24 protein-coding genes are annotated in these 21167 nt (G+C 64.4%); 13 read left to right on the top strand and 11 right to left on the bottom strand.

Features of this window, described 5'->3' with window-relative positions:
• Position 1 precedes the first annotated feature (1 nt).
• Positions 2-1240 carry a lycopene beta cyclase gene (gene crtL, locus DXY35_RS08090; RefSeq protein WP_115081873.1) on the top strand — a complete coding sequence of 413 codons (1239 nt, stop codon included), beginning with the start codon at positions 2-4 and terminating at the stop codon, positions 1238-1240.
• Between the two features lie 47 nt (positions 1241-1287).
• Here crtL and DXY35_RS08085 read toward each other — a convergent pair whose 3' ends face one another.
• Positions 1288-2889, bottom strand: coding sequence for a glycoside hydrolase family 57 protein (locus DXY35_RS08085; protein ID WP_115081932.1), 1602 nt, complete (start codon positions 2887-2889; stop codon positions 1288-1290).
• 109 nt (positions 2890-2998) lie between these two features.
• Here DXY35_RS08085 and DXY35_RS08080 point away from each other — a divergent pair, with 109 nt between their 5' ends.
• Positions 2999-4621 carry a 2-isopropylmalate synthase gene (locus DXY35_RS08080; RefSeq protein WP_115081872.1) on the top strand — a complete coding sequence of 541 codons (1623 nt, stop codon included), beginning with the start codon at positions 2999-3001 and terminating at the stop codon, positions 4619-4621.
• 10 nt (positions 4622-4631) lie between these two features.
• Entirely contained in the window at positions 4632-5456 is an 825-nt protein-coding gene (locus DXY35_RS08075; protein ID WP_115081871.1) for a carbohydrate ABC transporter permease, read from the top strand.
• Here DXY35_RS08075 and DXY35_RS08070 read toward each other — a convergent pair.
• A complete protein-coding gene (locus DXY35_RS08070) occupies positions 5373-5687 on the bottom strand; it encodes a hypothetical protein (RefSeq protein WP_115081870.1) in 315 nt (104 codons plus the stop codon). The two genes, DXY35_RS08075 and DXY35_RS08070, sit on opposite strands and share 84 nt — an antisense overlap.
• 61 nt (positions 5688-5748) lie before the next feature.
• On the opposite strand from DXY35_RS08070, the gene DXY35_RS08065 reads away from it, so the two are divergent.
• Positions 5749-5994 carry a Nif11-like leader peptide family RiPP precursor gene (locus DXY35_RS08065; RefSeq protein ID WP_115081869.1) on the top strand — a complete coding sequence of 82 codons (246 nt, stop codon included), beginning with the start codon at positions 5749-5751 and terminating at the stop codon, positions 5992-5994.
• A gap of 30 nt (positions 5995-6024) precedes the next feature.
• Here DXY35_RS08065 and DXY35_RS08060 read toward each other — a convergent pair whose 3' ends face one another.
• Positions 6025-6234, bottom strand: a complete 210-nt coding sequence (locus DXY35_RS08060) for a hypothetical protein (protein ID WP_115081868.1) — start codon at positions 6232-6234, stop codon at positions 6025-6027.
• A 70-nt stretch (positions 6235-6304) separates the two neighbouring features.
• Positions 6305-6751 (bottom strand): hypothetical protein, encoded by a 447-nt coding sequence (locus tag DXY35_RS08055; RefSeq protein ID WP_115081867.1) that lies wholly within the window; start codon positions 6749-6751, stop codon positions 6305-6307.
• Positions 6752-6841: 90 nt separating this feature from the next.
• On the opposite strand from DXY35_RS08055, the gene DXY35_RS08050 reads away from it, so the two are divergent.
• From DXY35_RS08050 to DXY35_RS08035, 4 genes are all read left to right on the top strand, one after another.
• Positions 6842-7090: a hypothetical protein gene (locus DXY35_RS08050; RefSeq protein WP_115081866.1), complete on the top strand. Its 249-nt coding sequence runs from the start codon at positions 6842-6844 to the stop codon at positions 7088-7090.
• The gene (locus DXY35_RS08045; protein WP_115081865.1) at positions 7090-7392 is read left to right on the top strand and encodes an MTH1187 family thiamine-binding protein; all 303 of its coding nucleotides are present in this window, start codon (positions 7090-7092) and stop codon (positions 7390-7392) included. Before DXY35_RS08050 ends, DXY35_RS08045 begins: the two co-directional genes overlap by 1 nt.
• Before the next feature lie 82 nt (positions 7393-7474).
• Complete coding sequence (locus DXY35_RS08040) at positions 7475-7963, top strand: hypothetical protein (protein WP_115081864.1); 489 nt, start codon at positions 7475-7477, stop codon at positions 7961-7963.
• A gap of 26 nt (positions 7964-7989) precedes the next feature.
• Positions 7990-8577, top strand: coding sequence for an RluA family pseudouridine synthase (locus DXY35_RS08035; RefSeq protein ID WP_115081931.1), 588 nt, complete (start codon positions 7990-7992; stop codon positions 8575-8577).
• Positions 8578-8607: 30 nt separating this feature from the next.
• Here DXY35_RS08035 and DXY35_RS08030 read toward each other — a convergent pair whose 3' ends face one another.
• Entirely contained in the window at positions 8608-10698 is a 2091-nt protein-coding gene (locus DXY35_RS08030; RefSeq protein ID WP_115081863.1) for an HDIG domain-containing metalloprotein, read from the bottom strand.
• A gap of 70 nt (positions 10699-10768) precedes the next feature.
• Here DXY35_RS08030 and folD point away from each other — a divergent pair, with 70 nt between their 5' ends.
• From folD to DXY35_RS08005, 5 genes are read left to right on the top strand one after another with little or no spacing between them, the layout of a single operon-like run.
• Entirely contained in the window at positions 10769-11650 is an 882-nt protein-coding gene (gene folD / locus DXY35_RS08025) for a bifunctional methylenetetrahydrofolate dehydrogenase/methenyltetrahydrofolate cyclohydrolase FolD (protein WP_115081930.1), read from the top strand.
• An 8-nt stretch (positions 11651-11658) separates the two neighbouring features.
• Positions 11659-12336 carry a TIGR02466 family protein gene (locus DXY35_RS08020; RefSeq protein WP_115081862.1) on the top strand — a complete coding sequence of 226 codons (678 nt, stop codon included), beginning with the start codon at positions 11659-11661 and terminating at the stop codon, positions 12334-12336.
• A gap of 40 nt (positions 12337-12376) precedes the next feature.
• The gene (crtE, locus tag DXY35_RS08015; protein ID WP_115008653.1) at positions 12377-13267 is read left to right on the top strand and encodes a geranylgeranyl diphosphate synthase CrtE; all 891 of its coding nucleotides are present in this window, start codon (positions 12377-12379) and stop codon (positions 13265-13267) included.
• Positions 13264-13776 carry a divergent PAP2 family protein gene (locus DXY35_RS08010; RefSeq protein ID WP_115081861.1) on the top strand — a complete coding sequence of 171 codons (513 nt, stop codon included), beginning with the start codon at positions 13264-13266 and terminating at the stop codon, positions 13774-13776. Before crtE ends, DXY35_RS08010 begins: the two co-directional genes overlap by 4 nt.
• Positions 13773-15224, top strand: a complete 1452-nt coding sequence (locus DXY35_RS08005) for an ATP-dependent RecD-like DNA helicase (RefSeq protein ID WP_115081860.1) — start codon at positions 13773-13775, stop codon at positions 15222-15224. Before DXY35_RS08010 ends, DXY35_RS08005 begins: the two co-directional genes overlap by 4 nt.
• Position 15225: 1 nt before the next feature.
• On the opposite strand, the gene DXY35_RS08000 is transcribed toward DXY35_RS08005, so the two are convergent.
• The 6 genes from DXY35_RS08000 to zwf form a co-directional block, all read right to left on the bottom strand.
• Positions 15226-15912: a GAP family protein gene (locus DXY35_RS08000; protein WP_115081859.1), complete on the bottom strand. Its 687-nt coding sequence runs from the start codon at positions 15910-15912 to the stop codon at positions 15226-15228.
• Positions 15913-16058: 146 nt separating this feature from the next.
• Positions 16059-16406, bottom strand: coding sequence for a hypothetical protein (locus tag DXY35_RS07995; RefSeq protein WP_244273024.1), 348 nt, complete (start codon positions 16404-16406; stop codon positions 16059-16061).
• Positions 16407-16533: 127 nt separating this feature from the next.
• Complete coding sequence (locus tag DXY35_RS07990; protein ID WP_244273035.1) at positions 16534-16854, bottom strand: acylphosphatase; 321 nt, start codon at positions 16852-16854, stop codon at positions 16534-16536.
• On the bottom strand, positions 16782-18209 hold the full coding sequence (locus DXY35_RS07985) for a cobyrinate a,c-diamide synthase (protein WP_115081856.1): 1428 nt from the start codon (positions 18207-18209) through the stop codon (positions 16782-16784). Before DXY35_RS07985 ends, DXY35_RS07990 begins: the two co-directional genes overlap by 73 nt.
• 14 nt (positions 18210-18223) lie before the next feature.
• Positions 18224-19510 carry a glucose-6-phosphate dehydrogenase assembly protein OpcA gene (locus tag DXY35_RS07980; protein ID WP_115081855.1) on the bottom strand — a complete coding sequence of 429 codons (1287 nt, stop codon included), beginning with the start codon at positions 19508-19510 and terminating at the stop codon, positions 18224-18226.
• A 56-nt stretch (positions 19511-19566) separates the two neighbouring features.
• Entirely contained in the window at positions 19567-21090 is a 1524-nt protein-coding gene (gene zwf / locus DXY35_RS07975; protein WP_115081854.1) for a glucose-6-phosphate dehydrogenase, read from the bottom strand.
• Between the last annotated feature and the right edge of the window lie 77 nt (positions 21091-21167).

The following is a 21167-nucleotide window of genomic DNA, read 5'->3' as shown; positions in this document are numbered from 1 at the left end:
CTTGGCTGAGCTGGTGGATGTGCTGGTGCTGGGGGGTGGTCCTGCTGCCCTCTGCATCGCTTCGGAACTGAACCAACGGGGTGTGGCTGTTGCAGGTATCGCCCCTGATCCGGTCGACAATCCCTGGCCGAACACCTACGGCATCTGGGCCGATGAACTCAAAGCGGTGGGGCTTGAGCAGCTGCTGGAGCACCGCTGGAGCGACACCGTCAGTTACTTCGGCGAAGGCGGATCAACGGCTCAGGATCAGAGCCATGCTCACGGGATTGACTACGGCCTGTTCGATCGTGCTGCCCTGCAGCGCCATTGGCTGGAGCGGGCTGAGGGTGTGGTCTTCCATCAAGACACCGTTGAGCGGGTGGACGTGAATGGCTCCACCACCAACGTGTGCTGCGCATCGGGAACCACCCTTCAGGCGCGCTTGGTGATTGATGCCTCCGGCTCGCGCACGCCCCACATTCGCCGGCCGGATCAGGGGCCGGTGGCGGGCCAGGCGGCCTATGGCGTGGTGGGGCGTTTCTCCAAACCGCCGATTGAAGAGAACCGGTTTGTGCTGATGGACTACCGCTGTGATCACCTCAGCGAGGAGCAGCGCAGCGAACCACCAACGTTCTTGTATGCGATGGATCTGGGTGATGGGGTGTTCTTCGTGGAAGAAACCTCACTCGCCTTGGCGCCGGGTGTTCCCTACGACGTGCTCAAGCAACGGCTGCAGCAGCGCCTGGATCTGCGCGGCGTGGAGATCACCGAGTTGATTCATGAGGAGTTCTGCCTCTTCCCGATGAACCTGCCGCTGCCAGATCGCAATCAGCCGGTGCTGGCTTTCGGTGGTGCGGCGAGCATGGTGCATCCGGCCTCGGGCTACATGGTGGGATCGCTGCTGCGGCGGGGGCCTGATCTGGCCCAGTCTTTAGCCGAAGCCCTCGCTAATCCAAGCCTTGGTTCAGCGGCTTTGGCGCAACGGGGCTGGCAAGCGCTTTGGTCGATCGAATTGGTGCTGCGCCATCAGCTTTATCAGTTCGGTTTGGGCCGTTTGATGGACTTCAACGAAGAGCTGCTGCGCACCCACTTCGCCACCTTCTTTTCGCTGCCGCGGGAGGAGTGGTTTGGCTTCCTCACCAACACACTGCCGTTGCCGCGCTTGATGGGGGTGATGCTGCGCTTGTTTGCCCTATCCCCCTGGGACTTGCGGCGGGGATTGGTGCTGGGGGCGGCTCAGGATCAAGCTCCGCGGTTTTGAGATCGTTTCAGGAAAGACCCGATCCCTCAGATGAGGGAGGCGATTGTCTATACACTCTGAGTAGAAGGCTTTGCAGTGGGCTTGGGCGGCACCGGAGCCCAGTCCAACGGCTGAATCAGCGGGAACAGGCGGTCGTCCGCCTGCACCTCCTCAAGCCAGCCCTCCGGCAATTCGCTGGTTCCGTCGATCGCCTGCATCAGTTGCCAGAAGCGGCCCAGGTGGCGTTGCACCCGTTCTTTGGCCAGTTCGGTGGTGGTGCCGGCCCGGAGGATGAAGCTCCAATCCGACGACTGCGCCAGCAACAGTTCCCTCGCCGCCTGCTGCAGCCACTGCATCGCCTGCTCGCTGCCGACGCCGCGGCTGCAGCGCTGCACCATCGCGGCGCTGGCCTTTTCCCACTCCGGGATGATCCAGGCGTTGCTGTCGTTCAGCCAGTAGTCGTGATAGCCCCCTTGCCCCCAGCTGGAGGGGCAGGGATCGCAGAGCTGAAGCTGGCCAACGTTGTTCAGCACATCGCGCAGCCGGGTGAAGGCCACCCCTTCCTGAGGTGCCTGCTGGAACAGCTGGCTGAGAAAAGCCGGGCCTTCAAACCACCAGTGGCCAAACAGTTCGGCATCGAAGGGGGCCACCAGCAGGGGGGACACGTCCATGGCAGCGCCGAGCTGATCCAGTTGCCGCCGGCGGCCCTGCAGGTAATCGTCGGCGTGCTCTTTCACCCGTTCAGCTGCCACCCCCGGTTCGTAGGGGTGTTTGCGGTCCAACGGCGCGCTGTGGTCGGTGACCCGATGCAGCTTCAGGCCGAGCGGTCGCGGCTGGTCGAGCCCCAGGGGTTTGAGCTCTTCGATCGGCAGGTCCCAACCCAGATCCCGGTGGAACTCCCGGTAGTGGGGATCGCCGGGGTAGCCGTCCTTGGCCGACCACACCGGCAGCGTGGCGTCACTGTCGCGCCCGAAGAAGGCCACCCCATTGCGGCTGCAGATCGGGGCGTACACCCCATAGCGGGGTCTGGGCCGGCCGTGCAGCAACCCATGGCCGTCCAGCACGGCGTAGCGCAGCCCCGCATCGCGCATCCAGCGATCCAGGCCCTCGTAATAGGCGCATTCCGGCAACCAGATCCCCAAGGGGCGTTCGCCCACCAGGCGTTGGTGTTCCCGCACCGCCGTGCGCAGTTGCCCGCGCACCGCTTCCGGGTGATGGCGCAGCAGGGGCAAATAGCCGTGGGTGGCGCCGCAGGTGAGCAGGTCCACCACCCCCTGGCGTTGCAGGGCGGCGAAGCGCTGGATCAGATCGCCGTCGCAGCTCTGCCAGGCCCGCCGGTGCCGCTCGATCGTGGCCGCCAGGTGTTCGGCGCCTGCGCGCAGGGACGGGTCAGCCTTCGGCAGCAGATCAAGCCGTTCGTTCAGCCAGGCGGGAAAGCGCTGCTTGAGGTCTTGATCGCTCAGCAGCGAAAGCAGCGTCGGCGATAGACCGATGGTGAGCTTGGGTTGCTGGTGCGGGTCTGCGCTGGCCCGCTCCAGCGTTTCCAGCAGCGGCAGATAACACTCGATCAGGGCCTGGAAAAACCAGTCCTCCTCCAGGGAGCCAGGTTGTGCCGACCGCACGTAGGGCAGATGGGCATGCAACACCAGGGCGACAGCGCCTTTGGTCACGAACAAGCCCAAACGGTGGCTGAATTTAATCCGATTCCCCCTCGGGGGCTGAACTAAGATGGGTTAACTCATAGTCATTCCGACTAAGACCTCCGCTGGAGCCCCTTCCATGGCCAAGGACCCCGGTCGCGTCCTGATTTTTGACACCACCCTTCGGGATGGTGAGCAGTCGCCCGGGGCGAGCCTCAACCTGGAGGAAAAGCTGGCCATTGCCCAGCAGCTGGCCCGGCTTGGTGTGGATGTGATCGAGGCGGGATTCCCCTTCGCCAGCCCCGGTGATTTCGCTGCAGTGCAGCGGATCGCCCAGCAGGTGGGTGGCGACAACGGCCCGATCATCTGCGGCCTGGCCCGTGCCTCCCGGGCTGACATCAAGGCCTGCGCCGATGCCGTGGCACCAGCCCCGCGCCGCCGCATTCACACCTTCATCGCCACCAGCGACATCCATCTCGAACACAAGCTGCGCAAGAGCCGTGCCGATGTGCTCGGCATCGTCCCCGAGATGGTGAGCTACGCCCGCTCTCTTGTGGAGGACGTTGAGTTCTCCTGTGAAGACGCCGGCCGCAGCGATCCGGAGTTCCTCTACGAGGTGATTGAGGCGGCGATTGCCGCTGGCGCCACCACGATCAACATTCCCGACACCGTCGGCTACACCACCCCCTCGGAGTTCGGTGCGCTGATCGCAGGCATCAATCAGCACGTGCCCAACATTGGCGATGCCGTGATCTCGGTGCACGGCCATAACGATCTCGGCCTGGCCGTGGCGAACTTCCTCGAGGCGGTCAAGAACGGCGCCCGTCAGCTTGAATGCACGATCAACGGCATCGGCGAGCGGGCCGGCAATGCCTCCCTTGAGGAGTTGGTGATGGCGCTGCACGTGCGGCGTCGTTACTACAACCCCTTCTTTGGCCGCGAGGAGGACAGCCCCACGCCGCTCACTGCCGTGCGCACCGAAGAGATCACCAAGACCTCACGGCTGGTCTCCAACCTTACCGGCATGGTGGTGCAGCCCAACAAGGCCATCGTTGGTGCCAATGCTTTCGCCCATGAATCGGGCATCCACCAGGACGGCGTTCTCAAGAACCGGCTCACCTACGAAATCATCGACGCCCAGACGGTGGGTTTGTCCGACAACCGCATCTCCCTCGGCAAGCTGAGCGGCCGCAGTGCCGTTCGCGCCCGTTTGGAGGAGCTGGGCTACGACCTCACCCGTGAGGACCTCGATGAGGCCTTTGCCCGCTTCAAGGAGCTCGCCGATCGCAAGCGCGAGATCACCGACCGTGATCTGGAGGCGATTGTCAGCGAACAGGTGCAGCAGCCGGAAGCCCGCTTCCAGCTCAAGCTGGTGCAGGTCAGCTGCGGCAGCAGCCTGCGCCCCACCGCCACCGTCACCCTTTCTGATGAAGAGGGCAGTGAAACCACGGGCTCGGCGGTGGGCACCGGCCCGGTGGATGCCGTCTGCCGTGCCCTGAATGATCTGGCGGGTGTGCCCAATGAGTTGATCGAGTTTTCGGTGAAGTCGGTCACCGAGGGCATCGACGCCATGGGTGATGTGACCATTCGCCTGCGCCGCAACGGTGCGCTCTATTCCGGTCACGCTGCCGACACCGATGTGGTGGTGGCGGCGGCGATGGCCTTCGTGAACGCCCTCAATCGCCTGGTGGCCGGAGAGGAGCGCCAGTCATTGCATCCGCAGAAGGATCCTGTTGTTCTGGAGACCCGACCGACGCTCTAGAGCCGACGCCATGCGCACCTCCACCGCCCGGGTTGTTCAGCTGGTGCTGCTGATTCTTCTGGCGCTGCTGGTGCTCACGCCCTTGCTCTGGTTGGTGAGCACCTCGCTCAAGGGCACGGCGGAAGACATCTTCAGCAGTCCACCGGCGTTGCTGCCCGCCCAGCCGAGCGTCGATGCCTACGTGCGGCTGTTTCAGGACAATCCCCTCACCACCTATCTGTTCAACAGCACCGTGGTGAGTGGCCTGGCGGTGCTGGCCAACCTGCTGTTCTGCTCCCTGGCCGCCTACCCCCTGGCCCGGCTGCGCTTCGCCGGCCGGGGCCTGGTGCTGGGCCTGGTGGTGGCCACGATCCTGATCCCGTTTCAGGTGGTGATGATTCCGCTGTATCTGCTGATGGTGCAGCTGGGGTTGCGCAACACCCTGCTGGCTTTGGTGATTCCCCAGGCGGCCACCGCCTTTGGGCTTTATCTGCTGCGTCAGAGCTTCCTGGGTGTCCCCAAGGAGCTTGAGGAGGCGGCACGCATCGATGGCTGCAGCCGCTTGGGGGAATGGTGGAACGTGATGATTCCTGCCGCTAAAGCCGATCTGATCACCCTCGCGATGTTCGTGTTCATCGGCACCTGGAGTGATTTCCTCTGGCCGCTGGTGATCCTCGACGACCCGTCCCTCTACACCCTGCCTCTCGGGTTGCAGCAGCTCTCCAGCAGCTTTTCGCTGGATTGGCGAATCGTTGCCGCCGGCTCGGTGGTGTCAATCCTGCCGGTGTTGGTCTTGTTCGTGCTGTTGCAGCGCTTCATCCTGCCCAATGCCAGCGGGGATGCGGTGAAGGGGTGAAGCGGCCGAGGTGCGCATGGCCGAGAAGGCGTCCATGCGTTCCTGCATCACACCCATCTGTTGGCTGAGTAGCTCACTGTGGGCGCGGTTTGGTGTGCGCTCCTCCAGCTGATCGATCCGCTCCTGCAGCGCATGGATGCGTTGGTTGTGCTGCCGCAAACCCTGCAGCAGGGTCACCACCAGAACACTCACCAGCGCCAGGCTGCTGCAGCTGATCAGTTTCAACAGCATGCAACCTCCCCACTTGGGTCGATGCTGACTTGAATGGGAGCATGCAACAAGTGGTGCAGGGATGTCTCTCGAGGATCTGGATCGGTTTCTCACGCTTCGCGACGGCGACCCTGATCTGGCCAAGGCCCTCGCGCAGCCCATGGATCTCGAGCGGTTCCTCGGGCTCGCTGCCGAGCACGGTTTTGCCCTGAGTGAGGCGGATGTCTTCGCGGCACAGCAGCGCGAACACCACGCGCGAACGGCAGCTGAGCTCCAGCAGGATCAAGCCGCCGAATCACGCCGCCTCCGCAATTTCATCCACGGCTGATCACCACCACGTTTCAGTTCGCAGATCCAGTCACTGATCCAGCTTCACCACATCCGGTGTTTCCCCGTGCACCTCGCCGATCCAACGGGCGTGGGTGACGGCACCGTCATGGGTGTGAAAGATCCAGGCCCTTTCGGGGGAGGGTTGCCGTTCAATCTGTTGATCCACGGCATTGACGCCGAGATAACCGCCGGCTGAACAAGACCGCAGCACGTAGCGTTCGGCGTACTTGGTGAGCATTGGCTGAGAGGGCTCTACCTGCTCGCTAGCGGTGCGTTTCGGCGGCTCCGCGCGTTCTGCGGAATTGCTTTTAGTTTTCTTCCTTGAGGGTTAAGAGGGTTTGTTGTTGCCAGCCCAACCCCATGGGCGCAGCAAAGCGGCTTTGATGCCCGCCCTCCCGGAACCAGGGGGTGCTGAGGGTCTCGATCTCCAGCTCGTCCAGGTTGAGCGACCAGGTGTCCTGCAGGTAGCGGCGCAGTTGCTCGGGTTCCGGCGGATCGGCCTGTTGCCAGTGCACCACGGCCAACTGCCCGGGCCGTGAGCGGAGAATCGCCAGACGGTGACTCGGATCGCCATCGTTGGCGGGCTGAATCGATTCCTCCAGCTGCTCATCGCAGACGTAGAGCCGCAGCGGGGCGCTGCTATCGGCCTGGGGAAGTGGATATTTGTTGAGATACAGGGCCCGTGCTTTTTGAAACGCTGCCCCCGGAGCCTTCACCATCAAGGCGTTGTAGGCCTGCTGCAGCTGTTCACTCATGCCCTTTGCGTCCCGTTGCTGGCTCCAGTGTGTGAATGCCGCCGGGTCACGATTATGTGAAGATGGTGACACTTCCGGGATTGGACTGCGATGGCCAAGCATCGCTCCCGCTACCGGTTGGTTGGCCTCGACGGTCGGCCGCATCCGGTGCTCGACGCTCCTTACGACACGTTGGAACTGGCCCTCGCTGATGCCAGCGATTGGTGCACGGGACAAGGGTCCCGCTGTTCCATGGGTCAGCAGGGCATTGCGGTTGAAGTGCGAACCGACAGCGGCAGTTGGCGCACCATCGACTACCCCGTCAGTTGCTTGAGCCGATCCAGTTCTATGGCGGGCTGATGTGGGTCAGCGTTGACCTCTGCGTGGTGCCGATCGGTGTGGGCGTCAGCCTTTCGCCCTACATCGCCGCCTGTGAGCGGGTGATCGCCGCCACGGGGCTGACCCATCAGCTGGGTCCCAATGGCACAGCGATCGAAGGCCCGTGGGACGAGGTGATGGACTGTGTGCGCGCGTGTCATGCCGAGTTGCACAGCATGGGAGCCCCGCGTCTCCACACAACGCTCAAGCTCAACACCCGCACCGATCGGCAGCAGTCGTTTGCTGAGAAGGTCACTTCCGTGGAACAGCTGCTTGACGACTGAAAATCTGTAGAACTTCGGTGGGAATCAAGCCAGCTTGAGCCGATCTTGAGACCAATGAGATTGTTCTGTGGTCCCTGGCTTGATGGGTCGCCGTTTCAGGGCTGCGCTGTTGGTTCTGCTGGTGTTGCAGCTCACGGGCAGTGCTGTTCAAGCCTCAACCTGGGATCGCATCGCCAGTTACCTGCGGCTGCTGCAGCGGGCGGGCGTGAAGGCTCTGGTGGCGCCCGACTGCCCTATGGGCTTGCTGGGGGCCTTCCATGAGGGCAAGCAGGCCCTGTTGATGTGCGGCAACAACCTGCCCGACGATCCCGCCGTGGTTTGGGTGGTGCTGGCCCATGAATCAGCCCATGTGATGCAGTCGTGCCATGGCGGCAACCTGATGCCGGCGGCCTTGCTCAGCCGTGAGGTGGAGCTGGCCCGCCAGCAGGAGCCCAATCCTTTTCACGAGTTGCAGCTCTATCACTCCAGCCAGCATCACGTTGAGGCGGAAGCCCGGCTGATTCAGGCCCTGCCCGCGGAGCAGGTGGTGGCCTTGTTTGAAAAACACTGCGCCCAGCGGCTCTCCCCTTGAAGCTGCTGATCCAGGACCCGTGGCTGATGGCGGTCGATAAACCCGCCGGCCTGCTGAGCCAACCGGGCCTGGGGCCCGAGCAAAGCGATTCCGTGATCACCCGCCTGCAGGAGCAGGACCAAAGCCTGCGCCTGGTTCACCGCCTGGACCGCGACACCTCGGGGGTGCTGCTCTTGGCCCGAAGCGCTGACGCCCTGCGCCGCCTGAGTGCCCTGTTTGCTGAACGGCGGATCAACAAGCTGTACCAGGCGGATGTGGAGGGGGAACTCCATGGCCGTGGTTGCATCGCCAGCCCTTTGGCGCGCCTGTCGCGCCAACCGCCGCGCTACGGCAGCCACCCTGAGGGACGTCTGGCGCTGACGATCTGGAGAGCCCGCGCCGCTGGTGCTCACAGCACGCGGCTCTGGCTGCGTCCGCTCACGGGGCGCTCCCATCAGCTGCGGGCCCATCTGGCCGAACGGGGTCACCCCATCGTGGGCGATCCCATCTATGGGGATGCCGGCCGTTCCTGCCGCTTGCATCTGCATGCCCAGGCTCTGAGCTTTCGCCATCCCTTCACCCAGCAACGCGTCCGTTTGATCGCGCAGGAGGTTCCCTTTGCAACTGAGTGCTGAACTCGTGAGTGCTGAATGTGGACGTTGCGGTCAGCGTCGGGCGGGGATTGGATAGGGGATGCGGCGGTGGCGCATCCGCCGCCATACCTGCACGAAGGCACGAATCACCAGTTCCACTTCGCTGCGGTTGAGGCTGCTTTTGCGCAGTTGTCCATCCCGCTGCCGCGCTTCCACAATCCGCCGCACCGTGTCCACCGCCTGGGCATCGGAGGTGTCGGGGGGGAGGGATCGAAGCGCCGCTTCACAGCCGTCGGCCAGCATCAGGATCGCCGTTTCTTTGGAGCGGGGTACCGGGCCCCGGTAACGGAAGCGGCTTTCCTCAACCACCCCGCCCCGCTCCTGGGCCTTGTGCAGGAAGTAGCCCATTTTCAACGTGCCCTGGTGCTCAGGGATGAAATCGGCGATGGGCCGGGGCAGGCGGTGGCGCCGCGCCAGCTTCAGGCCCTCATCCACATGGGCTTGAAGCACCGCCGCACTCGCCTGGGGGTCATCCAGCGCGTCGTGGGGATTGGGGCCATCCTTCTGGTTCTCGATGAACCAGTCCGGTGCATGCAGTTTGCCCACGTCGTGGTACAGCGAGCCGGTCCGGATCAGATCCACATCCGCACCAATCGCCCGCGCCCCCTCCTCCGCCAGGCCGCAGATCATCAGGGTGTGTTCGAAAGTTCCCGGGGCTTCGCAGGAGAGGCGGCGCAGCAGGGGGCGCTCCTGGTCGGCCAGTTCCAGCAGCCGCGCCCGGGTGAGCAAGCCAAAGGAGCCCTCGAGCATCGGGATCAGCAGCAGGCTGAACATCAGCAGAACACCGAGCACAAAGGAATCGGTGGCCAGTTCATCCAGGCTTGGGTTCAGATTTCCCCAGAGCCGCAGGCCGGTGATCGGTTGCATCTGCAGCAGCAGCCACTGCCCCACAAAGGCGCCGATCGGCAGCAGCACCGTGAGTTGAAGCAACTGGCCGCGGCTGCGCTGACGACCTGCGATCAAGGCCCCAGCGGCGGCCACCGTTGCCGCCACAATCAGGCGACCGTCCCCCAACCCTTGGACGGGTTCTGGCCAGAGCAGAGCGGCCACCCCCATCCAGACCAAGCCGCAGCCGGTGCCGAGGCCTTCCGCCAGCACCAGGGTGGGCGCCACCAGCACAGCCAGAGGGCTCACGGAGCTTTTGAACCAGAGCTTGGCTCCCTGCACCAAAAGCAGCAGGCCCACCGCCAGCAGCGCATGGCGCACCTCCAGGCCAGGCCGTTCACGCCGCATCACCAGCAGCATCACGGCGCAGGCTGCAGCGGCTTCAACAAACCGTTGGAACCAGATCAACGGTTGGGGTTCGCGGCGCACGCGGCCGAAATAATCCAGCACGTCGTAGGCCTGGGGACTGATCAGCTCGCCTTTGCGGGTGATCAGATCCCCCTTGCGCACCTCGATCGTGGGAATGGTCTGTTTGGTCAGCTGTTCCTCGATCAGCTGCTTGCTCAGGTTCGGGTCCGTGCGCAGGTTGGTGCTGCCGCGCATGGCGCTGGTGAGCACCTTGCCGGCCAGGGTGCTCGCCGCCTCTGGCTGCAGGGCAACCGCCTTGAGTTGCTGGTCGGCGGCCTTGCGCAATTGCTCAATGGCCAGGTTGCTCACAAGCCCTTGGCTGAGCATGCGATCAGCGGTGCTGCGCACCGCTTTATCCCAGGCCAGATGCTCCCATTCGCTGCGTCGTTCCAGCCACCTTTTCTCTTGATCAGACAGGTTCACCGGCCCGATCCGGTCTCCAGATCCGGTGTTGGTGACCTCCTGCAGTTGCAGGAGTTGTTGCTCGAGCCGTTGTTTGAGTGCTTGGGTCTGCTCCTGATCGATCACCTGCACCACCGATCGCGCCACCAGCGAGGCCCGCTGCTGCTCGAGGGCGGTGCTGTCCTGCACCAGGGCATCCTTTGGAGCGATGGCTTCAAACGGGGCCACTGATCCGGGTTGAAGTTTTGGCTTGATCAGCCAGGGCAGGCTTGAGGCTGCGGCCACGGAAAGGCATAGCAGCAGCACAACAAAGGTCTGCAGTCGCGTCCAGCGCAGCAGGCGTCGCCCTGGGCCTTCGAGCCGCACCCAGTTCCGCCAAAGGCTGCTCAGCCGTGGAACACGAACCAAAAAGGACCCTGTAGCGGCTTAACGCTAGCTCTCCTCAGAGGGCATGCTGGAGGGAGTGCATGGGAATGCCATGGCCCTGCGTTTGGACGGCAAGGTGCTGGCAAGGGATGTGGAGCATCGTCTTCAAACCCTGATCGAACGGCGTCTGGCCGAGGCGGGGCGACCGCCGGGCTTGGCGGTGCTGCGGGTTGGTGATGATCCCGCCAGCGCCGTCTACGTCGCCAACAAGGAAAAAGCCTGTGCTCGGATCGGGGTGGCCAGCTTTGGTGATCACCTCCCCGGCGACACGCCCCCAGCGCAGGTGCTTCAGACGATTGAACGGCTGAATGCCAACCCTGCAGTGGACGGGATCCTCCTGCAGCTGCCTCTTCCTTCTGGCCTCGATGAGGGGCCGCTGCTGATGGCCATTGATCCTGAAAAGGATGCCGATGGTCTGCACACCCTCAATCTCGGACGGCTGCTCAAGGGGGAGCCGGGCCCGCGCAGCTGCACCCCCGCCGGGGTGATGGCGATGCTGCGCAGCAATGGCATCGATCCTGCGGGCAAGCGCGCCGTGGTGATCGGCCGCAGCATTCTCGTGGGGCAGCCGATGGCCTTGATGCTGCAGGCCGCCAACGCCACCGTCACCATCGCCCACTCCCGCACGGCCGATCTGGCGGCCCACACCCGCGAAGCCGACATCCTCGTGGTGGCAGCAGGCCGTCCTGAGTTCATCGGGGCCGAGCACGTGCGGCCGGGAGCTGCGGTGGTGGATGTGGGCATCCACCGCAAGCCGGAAGGCGGACTGTGTGGGGATGTTCGTGCGGCTGAAGTCGAGTCGATCGCTGCTGCGCTCTCGCCCGTCCCCGGCGGTGTGGGACCGATGACGGTGACGATGCTTCTGGTGAACACCGTTGTGGCTTGGTGCAGACGCCACAACCTTGACCATGATTTGGACGATCTCGTGCCCTGATCGGTTCCATGGCGCTGCACTGGCTGTTCCCCACCCCCGTTCTGCAGGTGGACCTTGAGCCGGATGCCGCCACAGCCGCAGCCATGCAGCAGCAGCTGGAGCAGTTCGATGCCCAGGTGTATCAGCACCCTGAGTTCAGCGATCGCAACAACCTCACCGGAGATCTGCTGGGCCATGCCGGCCTGGATCAGTTGCATCGCATGGATGCGTTCCAGTGGCTGAACGGGCAGTTGGCTGAGCACGTTTCGGCCTATTTCCGTGCGCTGTTGGGCCCGGATCACGGTCTTGTGGCCCACATCCAGAAGGCCTGGCCTGTGGTGTGTGCGAGGAATGGCGGAACGGTGGATCTGCATAGCCACCGCAACGCCCAGTTGAGCGCGGTGTTCTACGTGTTGACGGATCCTGCGAACGAGAGCGGGGAGCTGGAATTTGAGGCACCCGACGATTACTTCAGCCATGTGATGGCGATTCCCTACCGCGATGCGGCGGTTTCCGGTGGGGTGTTTGCGCCCTTACCCCAGCGTCTTCTGCTGTTCCCTTCGGACCTGCGCCATCGGGTGCTCCCCTATGAGGGAAGCAGCCCCCGCTATTCGGTGTCCTACGACCTGGCCATCACTACGGCGCCGGGCAAGGGACGCGAGATGCGAACACCCCATCCGATGGATTGGGTTCCCCTCGGCAGCTAAGGGCTCGGCCTGAGAGAATCCCGCCAGCCAGGGTCCACCCATGAGCGCCGAGTTCGATTTCAAGGCCTATCTCGGCAAGGCCAAAGAGCGGGTGGAAGCGGCCCTCGATGGATCGCTCGGTCCGGAGCGGCCGGAGTCCCTCAGGGAAGCGATGCGCTATTCGCTGCTTGCCGGTGGCAAGCGCCTGCGCCCGATTCTCTGCCTTGCCGCCTGCGAGTTGGCGGGCGGGGAAGCGACGCAGGCCCTGCCCACGGCGGTGGCGTTGGAAATGATCCACACCATGTCGTTGATCCATGACGACCTGCCGGCCATGGATGACGATGACCTGCGCCGTGGTCGTCCCACCAACCACAAGGTGTACGGCGAAGCCGTGGCCATCCTTGCCGGTGATGCCCTGCTGACCCGTGCCTTTGAAATGGTGGCGCTGCGCAGTCCGGATGTTCCGGCTGAGCGTCTGCTCAAGGTGGTGGGAGAACTGTCGTTGGTGGCCGGCGCCCCTGGCCTGGTGGGCGGCCAGGTGGTGGATCTGGAAAGCGAAGGTAAGGAGGTGGATCTTGAAACCCTCGAATACATCCACCTCCACAAAACCGGAGCCCTGTTGAGTGCCTGTGTGATCACCGGGGCGATGATCGGCGGCGCCGATGAGGCGCTGATCAAGGCCCTGCGCACCTATGCCAGGGGGATCGGCCTCGCCTTCCAGATCATCGACGACATCCTCGATATCACCGCCAGCAGCGAGGTGCTCGGCAAAACCGCCGGCAAGGACCTCATCGCCGACAAGACCACCTATCCCAAGCTTCTCGGGCTCGACGAGTCCCGCCGTCGGGCCGATGCGTTGGTCAATGAAGCGAAAGAGGCGCTTCAACCCTGGGCCGAGAAGGCGATTCCCCTGCTGGCCTTGGCTGACTTCATCACCAGTCGCGACCGATGATCGACGCCACGCCCTCCCATGCGGTGCTGCGGGAGTTCTTCGACAACAGTTCGCTCACCTGGGGCCTGATGGCCTGTGGCGTCGCCCAGCTCTCGAAATTGTTCCTTGAGTTGCTTCTGCATCGCCGTTGGCGTCCGGCGGTGCTGATCGAAACCGGCGGCATGCCCTCGAGCCACTCCGCCCTGGTCACCGGCACGGCGGCCTGTGTGGGCTGGACCCTGGGCTTTGATCACCCACTCTTCGCCGTTGCGGCGATGGTGGCGTTCGTCGTCATGTACGACGCCAGTGGCATTCGTCGCGCCGCCGGGCTGACGGCGGAACGGGTCAATGCTCTGCCTGATTCGCTCTGGCCGGACGCTCCGGAAAAACCCCTCAAGGAAAGCCTTGGCCACAGCCGGCTGCAGGTGCTGGTGGGCAGCCTGATGGGTCCCGCCGTTGCTCTGCCCGGTTTGGAATTTGTGGGATCACCGCTGCATCTGCTGTCGGGTCTTGGAGCTGGGCTGGGGTGACCGCTGCCGCGGACCTCACCGCTGATCAGCAGGAAGCGGCGGACGCCTTTGCGGCCTGGCTCAAGCAGCCCGTGGATGGCACGCCCTTCGTGCTCAGCGGTTTTGCCGGCAGCGGCAAAACCTTCCTCTCCATGCGCCTGCTGCGCCAGGTGGAGGCCAGTGGTTTGTGCTGGACCGTCGTGGCACCGACCCATAAAGCGGTGGGCGTTCTGCGCCAGGCGTTGGAGTTGGAGGGTCTCCAACCCACCTGGTACCCCTCCACCATTCATCGCTTGCTGCGGCTGAAGCTCAAGCGCTCCGCCGACGCTGAACTCTGCGAACCCACCGAGCAGACGGCCATGGCCCTGGAAAACCTGGGCCTGGTGCTGATCGACGAAGCCTCGATGGTCGACAGCACCCTGCTGGGCATTGCCCTCCAGTGCGCCCATCCGTTCAAGACCCGTCTGGTGTTCGTCGGCGACCCCGCCCAGTTGCCCCCGGTGGGTGAGCCGAACAGCCCCGTGTTTGCGATGCAACGGTCCTGTTCCGCCAGCTTGACCCAGGTGGTGCGGCATCAAGGCCCGGTGCTGCAGTTGGCGGCGGGGCTGCGGGAGGGGCGCCTGCCCTGCCAGATGCCGCCGCTGCTGCCGCCGATTCGTTCCCCGCAGGGGCAGGTGCGCAGCCTGGTGCAACGGGAGTGGCTGGATCAGGCCAGGCGTGCATTGCGCGACGCCTCGGTGCAAGACAACCCCGATGCAGCACGCATCCTCTGCTACACGAACCGCACCCTGGATCGTCTGGTGCCCCATGCGCGCCGGGCCATCCATGGGGAAATGGCCGATCAGATGCCGGTGCTGCCCGGTGAGGTGTTGATCAGTCGCACCGCGGTGATGGCCCCGGCCTCAAGGGACGGAGAAGAGGCGGGTGAAGAACCCGACATGGTGCTCGGCTCCAACCGCGAAGTCACGGTGCGGGACGTCAAGCCTGAGGCCTGTGACCTGGCGGATTTCGGCCTCTCCTCAGCCGATGGGCCCGTGCCGGTGATCGAGACCCTCTCCGCATCGGTGAATGCGGGGGATCTGGAGCTCACCCTGCGCTTGCAGCCGCCGATTGGTAGCGCTGGTCGTCAGGAGCTTGATGCGGTGATGCAGCGGCTGCGCAAGCAGGCCCGTGATGCCGGCAAGAAAAACGGTCGCGCGATCTGGCGGCAGTACTTCCTGATTCGCGATGCCTTCGCTTCCCTGGGGCCTGCGGCAGTGCTCACGGTGCATCGCAGTCAGGGCAGCAGTTTCGGGGATGTCTTCGTGGCGCCGGATGTGTTCCGGGCCGATCCAGCCATCCGCCAGCAGCTCTGTTACGTGGCCGTGTCCCGTGCCCGCACGGGGGTTTGGTTGCTCGGCGGCGAGACGTCGCCTGATCTGCGCGCCACCTGGCAGCGCCAATTCGACACCATGCGGGATTCCGAGTGAATCAGTTGATCATCAAACCGCTGATGCCCTGCCAGCCCAGATAGGAGCCCAGTCCGAAGCTGAGGCTGCCCACCACCAGCTCCCCCCGACGCAGCAGGGCGGTTTTGCCGCGTTGCAGCAGCGGAAGAACCCGCTCGCGTCCGATCAACACGGCCAGGAACGGAACCAGCATCAGGGCAGTGGCGGCGGTGCTGAAGCCGATGCTGCAGGCAATCTCCTCCTGCAGGGGCAGTTGCGCAGCCAGAATCACGGCGGCGCTTTTGGCGAACAGCAACAGGTCGTCGGGACTGATCACTTCAGTGACGCTGCTGATCAGCAACAGCAGGGGAAGCGGCATCGCGGCGAAACGATCCACGGCGCCGCTCCAGGCGGGGGCTGCGCCGTCGTCCAGCAGCCCTCGGATCAGTTCACGTCCGCCCAGGGCGATCAAGGCTCCGCCGCCGATCAGGTCCAGACCGGTGCGGTGGTCAGACCCATGGGTCATGTCCAGCAGCAGCCCATGGCCCAGCGTCAGCAGCCCGATCACCGCCAGGGCGCTGGTCAGCAGCCAGCCGCCCACAAACAAGCCACCGCGCCGCAGCGGCGAGCCCCCCAGCAGAAGCAACAGCAGCAGAACGATGTGGATGGGCGACAGCGCCACGCCAAGCCCGTAGGTCAGCAGTTCCGTCCAGATCCGGGGTTCCGCCATGGGCCGTGCTCAGAACTCGCAGCTCACAGTTGCAGGATCAGGGCCGCCAGGCCGATGCTCACCCCCAAACTCACAACGCCGAGCAGGGCTCTCCAGAAGGCTTTGTCTTTGGTGTCGAGGAAGTTGCTCAAGACATGCCACGGGCGTTATTCGCCAGTTGTGCCATCTGGCAGTAGGTAAGGGAAGGTGCGATGAATCGGGCGGTGCAGCGACCGCAGCGTTTTGTTGTAGTGCACGCCGGGCACAACGCTGTAGCGGCGCCCCAGCACCAGTGCATGGTCCAGATCGGCCTCGCAACTGCGGATGTCGCTTTGCACTGGCCGCGCCTGCGTTGACACCGGTGCAGCGGCGGGAATCAGGGCCGAAAACTGTCCTTCCCTGAGCCGCCAGCTTTGACAGGCGTTGAGGGCTTTTGCCGCGGAATCGAACACCTGCTTGGTGGTTTCCCGTCGTGTGCTCATGGCCTCCATGCCGAGCAGGGGCAGCGCAGTCATCAACAGGACAAATCCGAAGCGGAGCATGCGGCAGGCGCGAAGGTCCTGCTTCAGCCGTAGCGAGATGGGCGGAGCGTGGAGACCTCCTTCCCAATTTTTTCGCGTCTATGTCTCAGCGCACGTCGTCTCAGTAGCGCACTTCGAACCAGTCGTCGCCCGTGACCGGGAGCTGGCTGGGGGTCACCCGAACCACCCGGGCGCCCGGCGGCCCGACCTCACACCAGGCCCGCAGTTCAGACAAGGCCAGCGGTGGGCCTTCGGCCTGCACTTCCACACGGCCATCACTCAGGTTCCGCACCCAGCCGCTGATGCCGAGATCCAGGGCGCGCCGATTGCAGCTGGCGCGGAACCCCACCCGCTGAACGCGACCTTCGATCACCCAGCGCCAGCGTTCGGAGAAGGGTTGGACCCGCGGGGGCTGCTGGCGGCTGACGAAGCGTTTGGCGATCTTCTCTCCCCGGATTCGAGCGCGGCGCGCCATCGGGAGCAGATCGTCGTAGAGCTTGCCCAGTGCAGGTGAACCCAGCTCGCGTGAACCGTCTGATCGACCCATCCTTCCGAATGTCGATGGACTTTCCATCCCTCAATGTCCCACAGCACTGACCTGTCGGAGGACGGCCGGTTGGTGTGCAGTTCCCAGCGGTGAAATTCATGGCCCACCAGCTGCTGACCGCTCTCCACCACAGGGCTGTCCCGCCGCGCCTGCAGGCGGCGATAGCCCACCTGCAGCGGGCCGCGCTGGGCTGTGAAGGGAAGCAGGCCCGCCATGGGGTGGCTGGTGCCATCGAGGTCGGTCAGCTGCTCTCCGAGCACAAGCATCCCGCCGCATTCGGCGTAGAGCGGTCGCTGCTGCACGAACGCCCGCAACGAGCTCAAGCTTCGTGTGCAGCCGCTGAGCTGGGCGGCATGCTGTTCGGGGAAACCGCCCGGCAGGATCAGGCCCTTGGCGTCTGCAGGGATGGCCTCATCGGCCAGGGGGCTCCAGCGGAGCACGGGCATGCCCATGTGCTCCAGCAGTTCACTGGTTTCCTGATAGCGGAAGTGAAAGGCGGCATCACTGGCCAAAGCCATCGGCAGGGGCTGGCCCTGCTCCACGGGGATGTGGGCCAGGGGATGCGGCCCAGGGCGGGGCGCCTGCAGCAGGGGGACCAGGCGTTCCAGGTTCAGGTGCTGGCTGGCCAGAGCGGCCCAGGCCTGGCGTCGCTGCTCGGGGGCCTCCAATTCATGGGCCGGGGCCAAGCCGAGATGCCGGCCCGGCAAGGCCAGGGCTTCGCTACGCGGCAGGCAGCCCAGCAATGGCACCTCCATGCGCTCCAGCACGTCGGCCAGCAGCTCCCGGTGCCTGGTGCTGCTGACCTTGTTGAGCACCACGCCGGCGATGCGCAGCTGGGGATCGTGATCGCGGAATCCGCGCACGATGGCGCCGAGGGAGGCGGCCTGACCACCGGCATCCAGCACCAGCACCACCGGCAGGTCCAGTAGGCGGGCCACGTCGGCCGTGCTTCCTGTTGTACTGCTGCCGATGCCATCGAAGAGCCCCATCACCCCTTCCACGAGGGTCAGCTCAGAGGCACCGCCGTAACCGTGAAAGGCCTGGCGAACCCAGGTTTCTCCGCAGAGATTGAGATCGAGGTTGCGACAGGCCTGCCCCGAGGCCTGGCTGAGCAGCTGGGCATCGAGATAGTCCGGTCCCACCTTGAAGGCCTGGATCCGGCGTCCGTTCTGCTGGGCCCAGCTCAGCAGCGCCAGGCTCAACAGGGTTTTGCCGCTGCCACTGGCTGGTGCAGCGATGACAGCGGCCATGGCTCAGATGCGGATCAGCCCAGCAGCCTGGCAGCCAGCGGAGCCGCAGCGGCCAGCAGGGGATTGGTGCTGTCGTGACCGCCGCCCAGCAGACGGGCCACATCCATTTCAGGGGTGTCGTGCTGCACGGGAACCACGTCCTCATGCAGCTCGAGATTGGCCATGCCTCCTCCCTCCAAACGCATGCAGCCCCCGGATTCAGCGCAGAGAATCACGCACACGCCCTTGCCGTTCTCCGGTTCAGCGATCAGCCGCAGCCCCACCATCTGGCCGGCGTGCACGTTGGGCTGAGCGACTGGCACGGCCATCAGTTGGAAGCGCACCTCGGTGCCATCGGAGCGCTTGAACTGGGCGGTGGTTCCGTTTTCGACCGCAGCGGTCGAGAGCAGCGTCCAGCCCAGTCGATCGGCGATCCAGGCGGCCAGCAGCAGCCCCTGGGCAGGGTGATGGCCCTCAACATCGATGTCGAGACGGGTGATGTGGCTCAGGGCATCACGCCGTTGCGGCGGGTCGAACACCATGGCCAGGGTCTCGCGCCAGCTGCGCAGGCGCAGCCAGTTGAGATCGTTCACCGCCTGGCCGCTCTCCACGCGATGACGTAGAAGCTCAAGGCACTGATGTGGATCCCCCAACGCGGTGTCGATGATCAGGCGCCGTGGTGCGCTGGTGAGCCGTTGCATCAGCTCCGGTGCTTCGTCGATGCAGCCGTTCCACCAGACCCAGGCCGGCATCGATTCCGGCAGCAGGGGGTCGAGAATCGAAAAGCCCTCATGCAGGGCGCCATGGCTGCCCCGCAGCACCACCACATCGCCGCAGGCGGCCGTACCACCGCCTTCTTCAGGCAGCGGGCAGTAGGCGGCCACGAGTGTTTCCAGGGGCTGGGCCGCATCGATGGTGGGTGCCAGGGTGATCAGGCGCCGGGGCATCAGTGCACTCAGGGCTGGGTCGATGTACTGCCCACGCAGGTCTTCGGCGTTCGCTTGCCCTTCCAAATCAGCCACCGCCTTCACCACAGCCCCATCCAGGGGCGGCGTGCTTAGCGGGAGGTCTGCATCCAGCACCGCCTGGCGTCCCGCAGCGATCAAGGGGGCGGACTGCTGTCCCGTGATGGGGCCTGATAAACGACCACTGCGTATCAGTTGCTGCTCGGCCCAGGCGGGTTGCCAGATCAGCAGGCAGAAGGTGTTGGCCCCGGTGCCCGTGCTGCCCTGCTGCTCGGGGGACCAGAGCTGTTCGAGGTAGTGGGGCACCTCCGCCGGTGCCAGTTCGAGCGGGGTTTGCAGGGTGAGCTGAGGGGACATGGTGACGGATGAACGAGACGTGGAGAGCTGAACAACAGGGCTGTGAACGTGCGCGGTCAGGGGCGTCGCCAGAGCAGTCCGTCCTTCGCCAGCAGGGCATCTGCGGCGGCCGGTCCCCAGGTGCGGGATTCATAGGGATGAACCGGCAGCTGCCAGGGACTGTCTTCAATCAGTTCCAGCAGCGGGGTGTAGAGCCGCCATGCCGCTTCCACCTCATCACTGCGGGTGAACAGGGTGGGGTCGCTGAGCATGGCGTCAGCCAGGAGCCGCACATAGCCCTCATCGGAGGGTTCCCCGAAGGATTCGTCGTAGGAGAACTCCATGTCGATCGGGCGGCTGCGCATGCCAGATCCGGGTGACTTCACCTCGAAGCGGAATTCGGCCCCCTCATCCGGTTGGATGCGCAGGATCAGCTGATTGGCCGTGGGACCTCCGGTGGCCGCATCAAACAGATGCACCGGAGCTTCACGGAAGGTGAGCACCACCTCACTGGTGCGCTTGGCCAGCCGTTTGCCGGTGCGCACATAGAACGGCACCCCCTGCCAGCGCCAGTTGTCGATGAACAGCTTCATCGCCACGTAGGTCTCGGTGGTGCTGTTGGGATCCACGCCGGGTTCATGGCGGTATCCGGCCAGGGGCGATTCCGCTGAACCACCGGGTCCGTACTGGCCACGGATGCAGCAGTTCCAGGGTTCGAGCTCATCGGCCAGGCGGGCGGCCTGGAGCACCTTGGCCTTTTCGTTGCGGATGGCCTCTGGGTCAAAGCGCCCGGGAGGTTCCATGGTGGTGATCGCCAGCATCTGGGTCAGGTGGTTCTGCACCATGTCCCGCAGGGCTCCGGCCGATTCGTAGTACCCGGCCCTTTCCTCCACGCCAACCGTTTCAGCGGCGGTGATCTGAACACTGGAGATGTAATTGCGGTTCCAGATCGGCTCGAAGATCGTGTTGGCAAACCGCAGAACCATGATGTTCTGGACGGTTTCCTTGCCCAGGTAATGGTCGATGCGAAAGATTTGGTTCTCCTGACCGCAGGCCTGCACCACGCGATTGAGGGCCTGGGCACTGCCGTAGTCGCGTCCGAAGGGCTTTTCGATCACCACCCGGCTGCGTTTGGGGTCCTTCAACAGGCCAGCGTCGGCCAGTGAACGGCAGCCACTGCCATAAAACTTGGGGGAGACGGAAAGATAAAAGGTGCGGTTGCCGCGGGTGGCGCACTGTTGATCGATCTGCTCGAGCCTGGTGTGCAGGCTCAGCATGTGATCGGTGTTCTGTAGGTCGACCGGCTCGTAGAACAACTTGCTCACGAACTGCTCCCAGGCCTGGGGATCGTCCTCGATCGCGCTGGCCAGTGCCTCCGCCATCTTTCCGCGGAACTCCTCGTCACTCCACGGCCGTCGCGCACAGCCCAGCAGGGCGAACTCACTGGGCAGACGCCGTTGCTTGAACAGTTCAAACAGGGCTGGCACCAGCTTGCGGTGGGTCAGATCACCACTGGCGCCGAAGATCACCAGACACTGCGGCGCGATCACGCGCTCCTGACGCAGTCCAACCCTGAGGGGGTTCGTCATCGTGGCAACCATGGAGTGTCCAGGCTTCTGACGCTGGTTTAGGCACGGAACTGGCAACAGACATGGACTCGCCGCTTTGTTTCCGTGTT

Origin of the sequence: Synechococcus sp. N32, from assembly GCF_900473895.1 — a bacterium.
Lineage (GTDB): Bacteria > Cyanobacteriota > Cyanobacteriia > PCC-6307 > Cyanobiaceae > Parasynechococcus.
The sequence above is the reverse complement of the archived record's forward strand: the minus strand, read 5'-3'. Positions and strand labels throughout refer to the sequence as shown.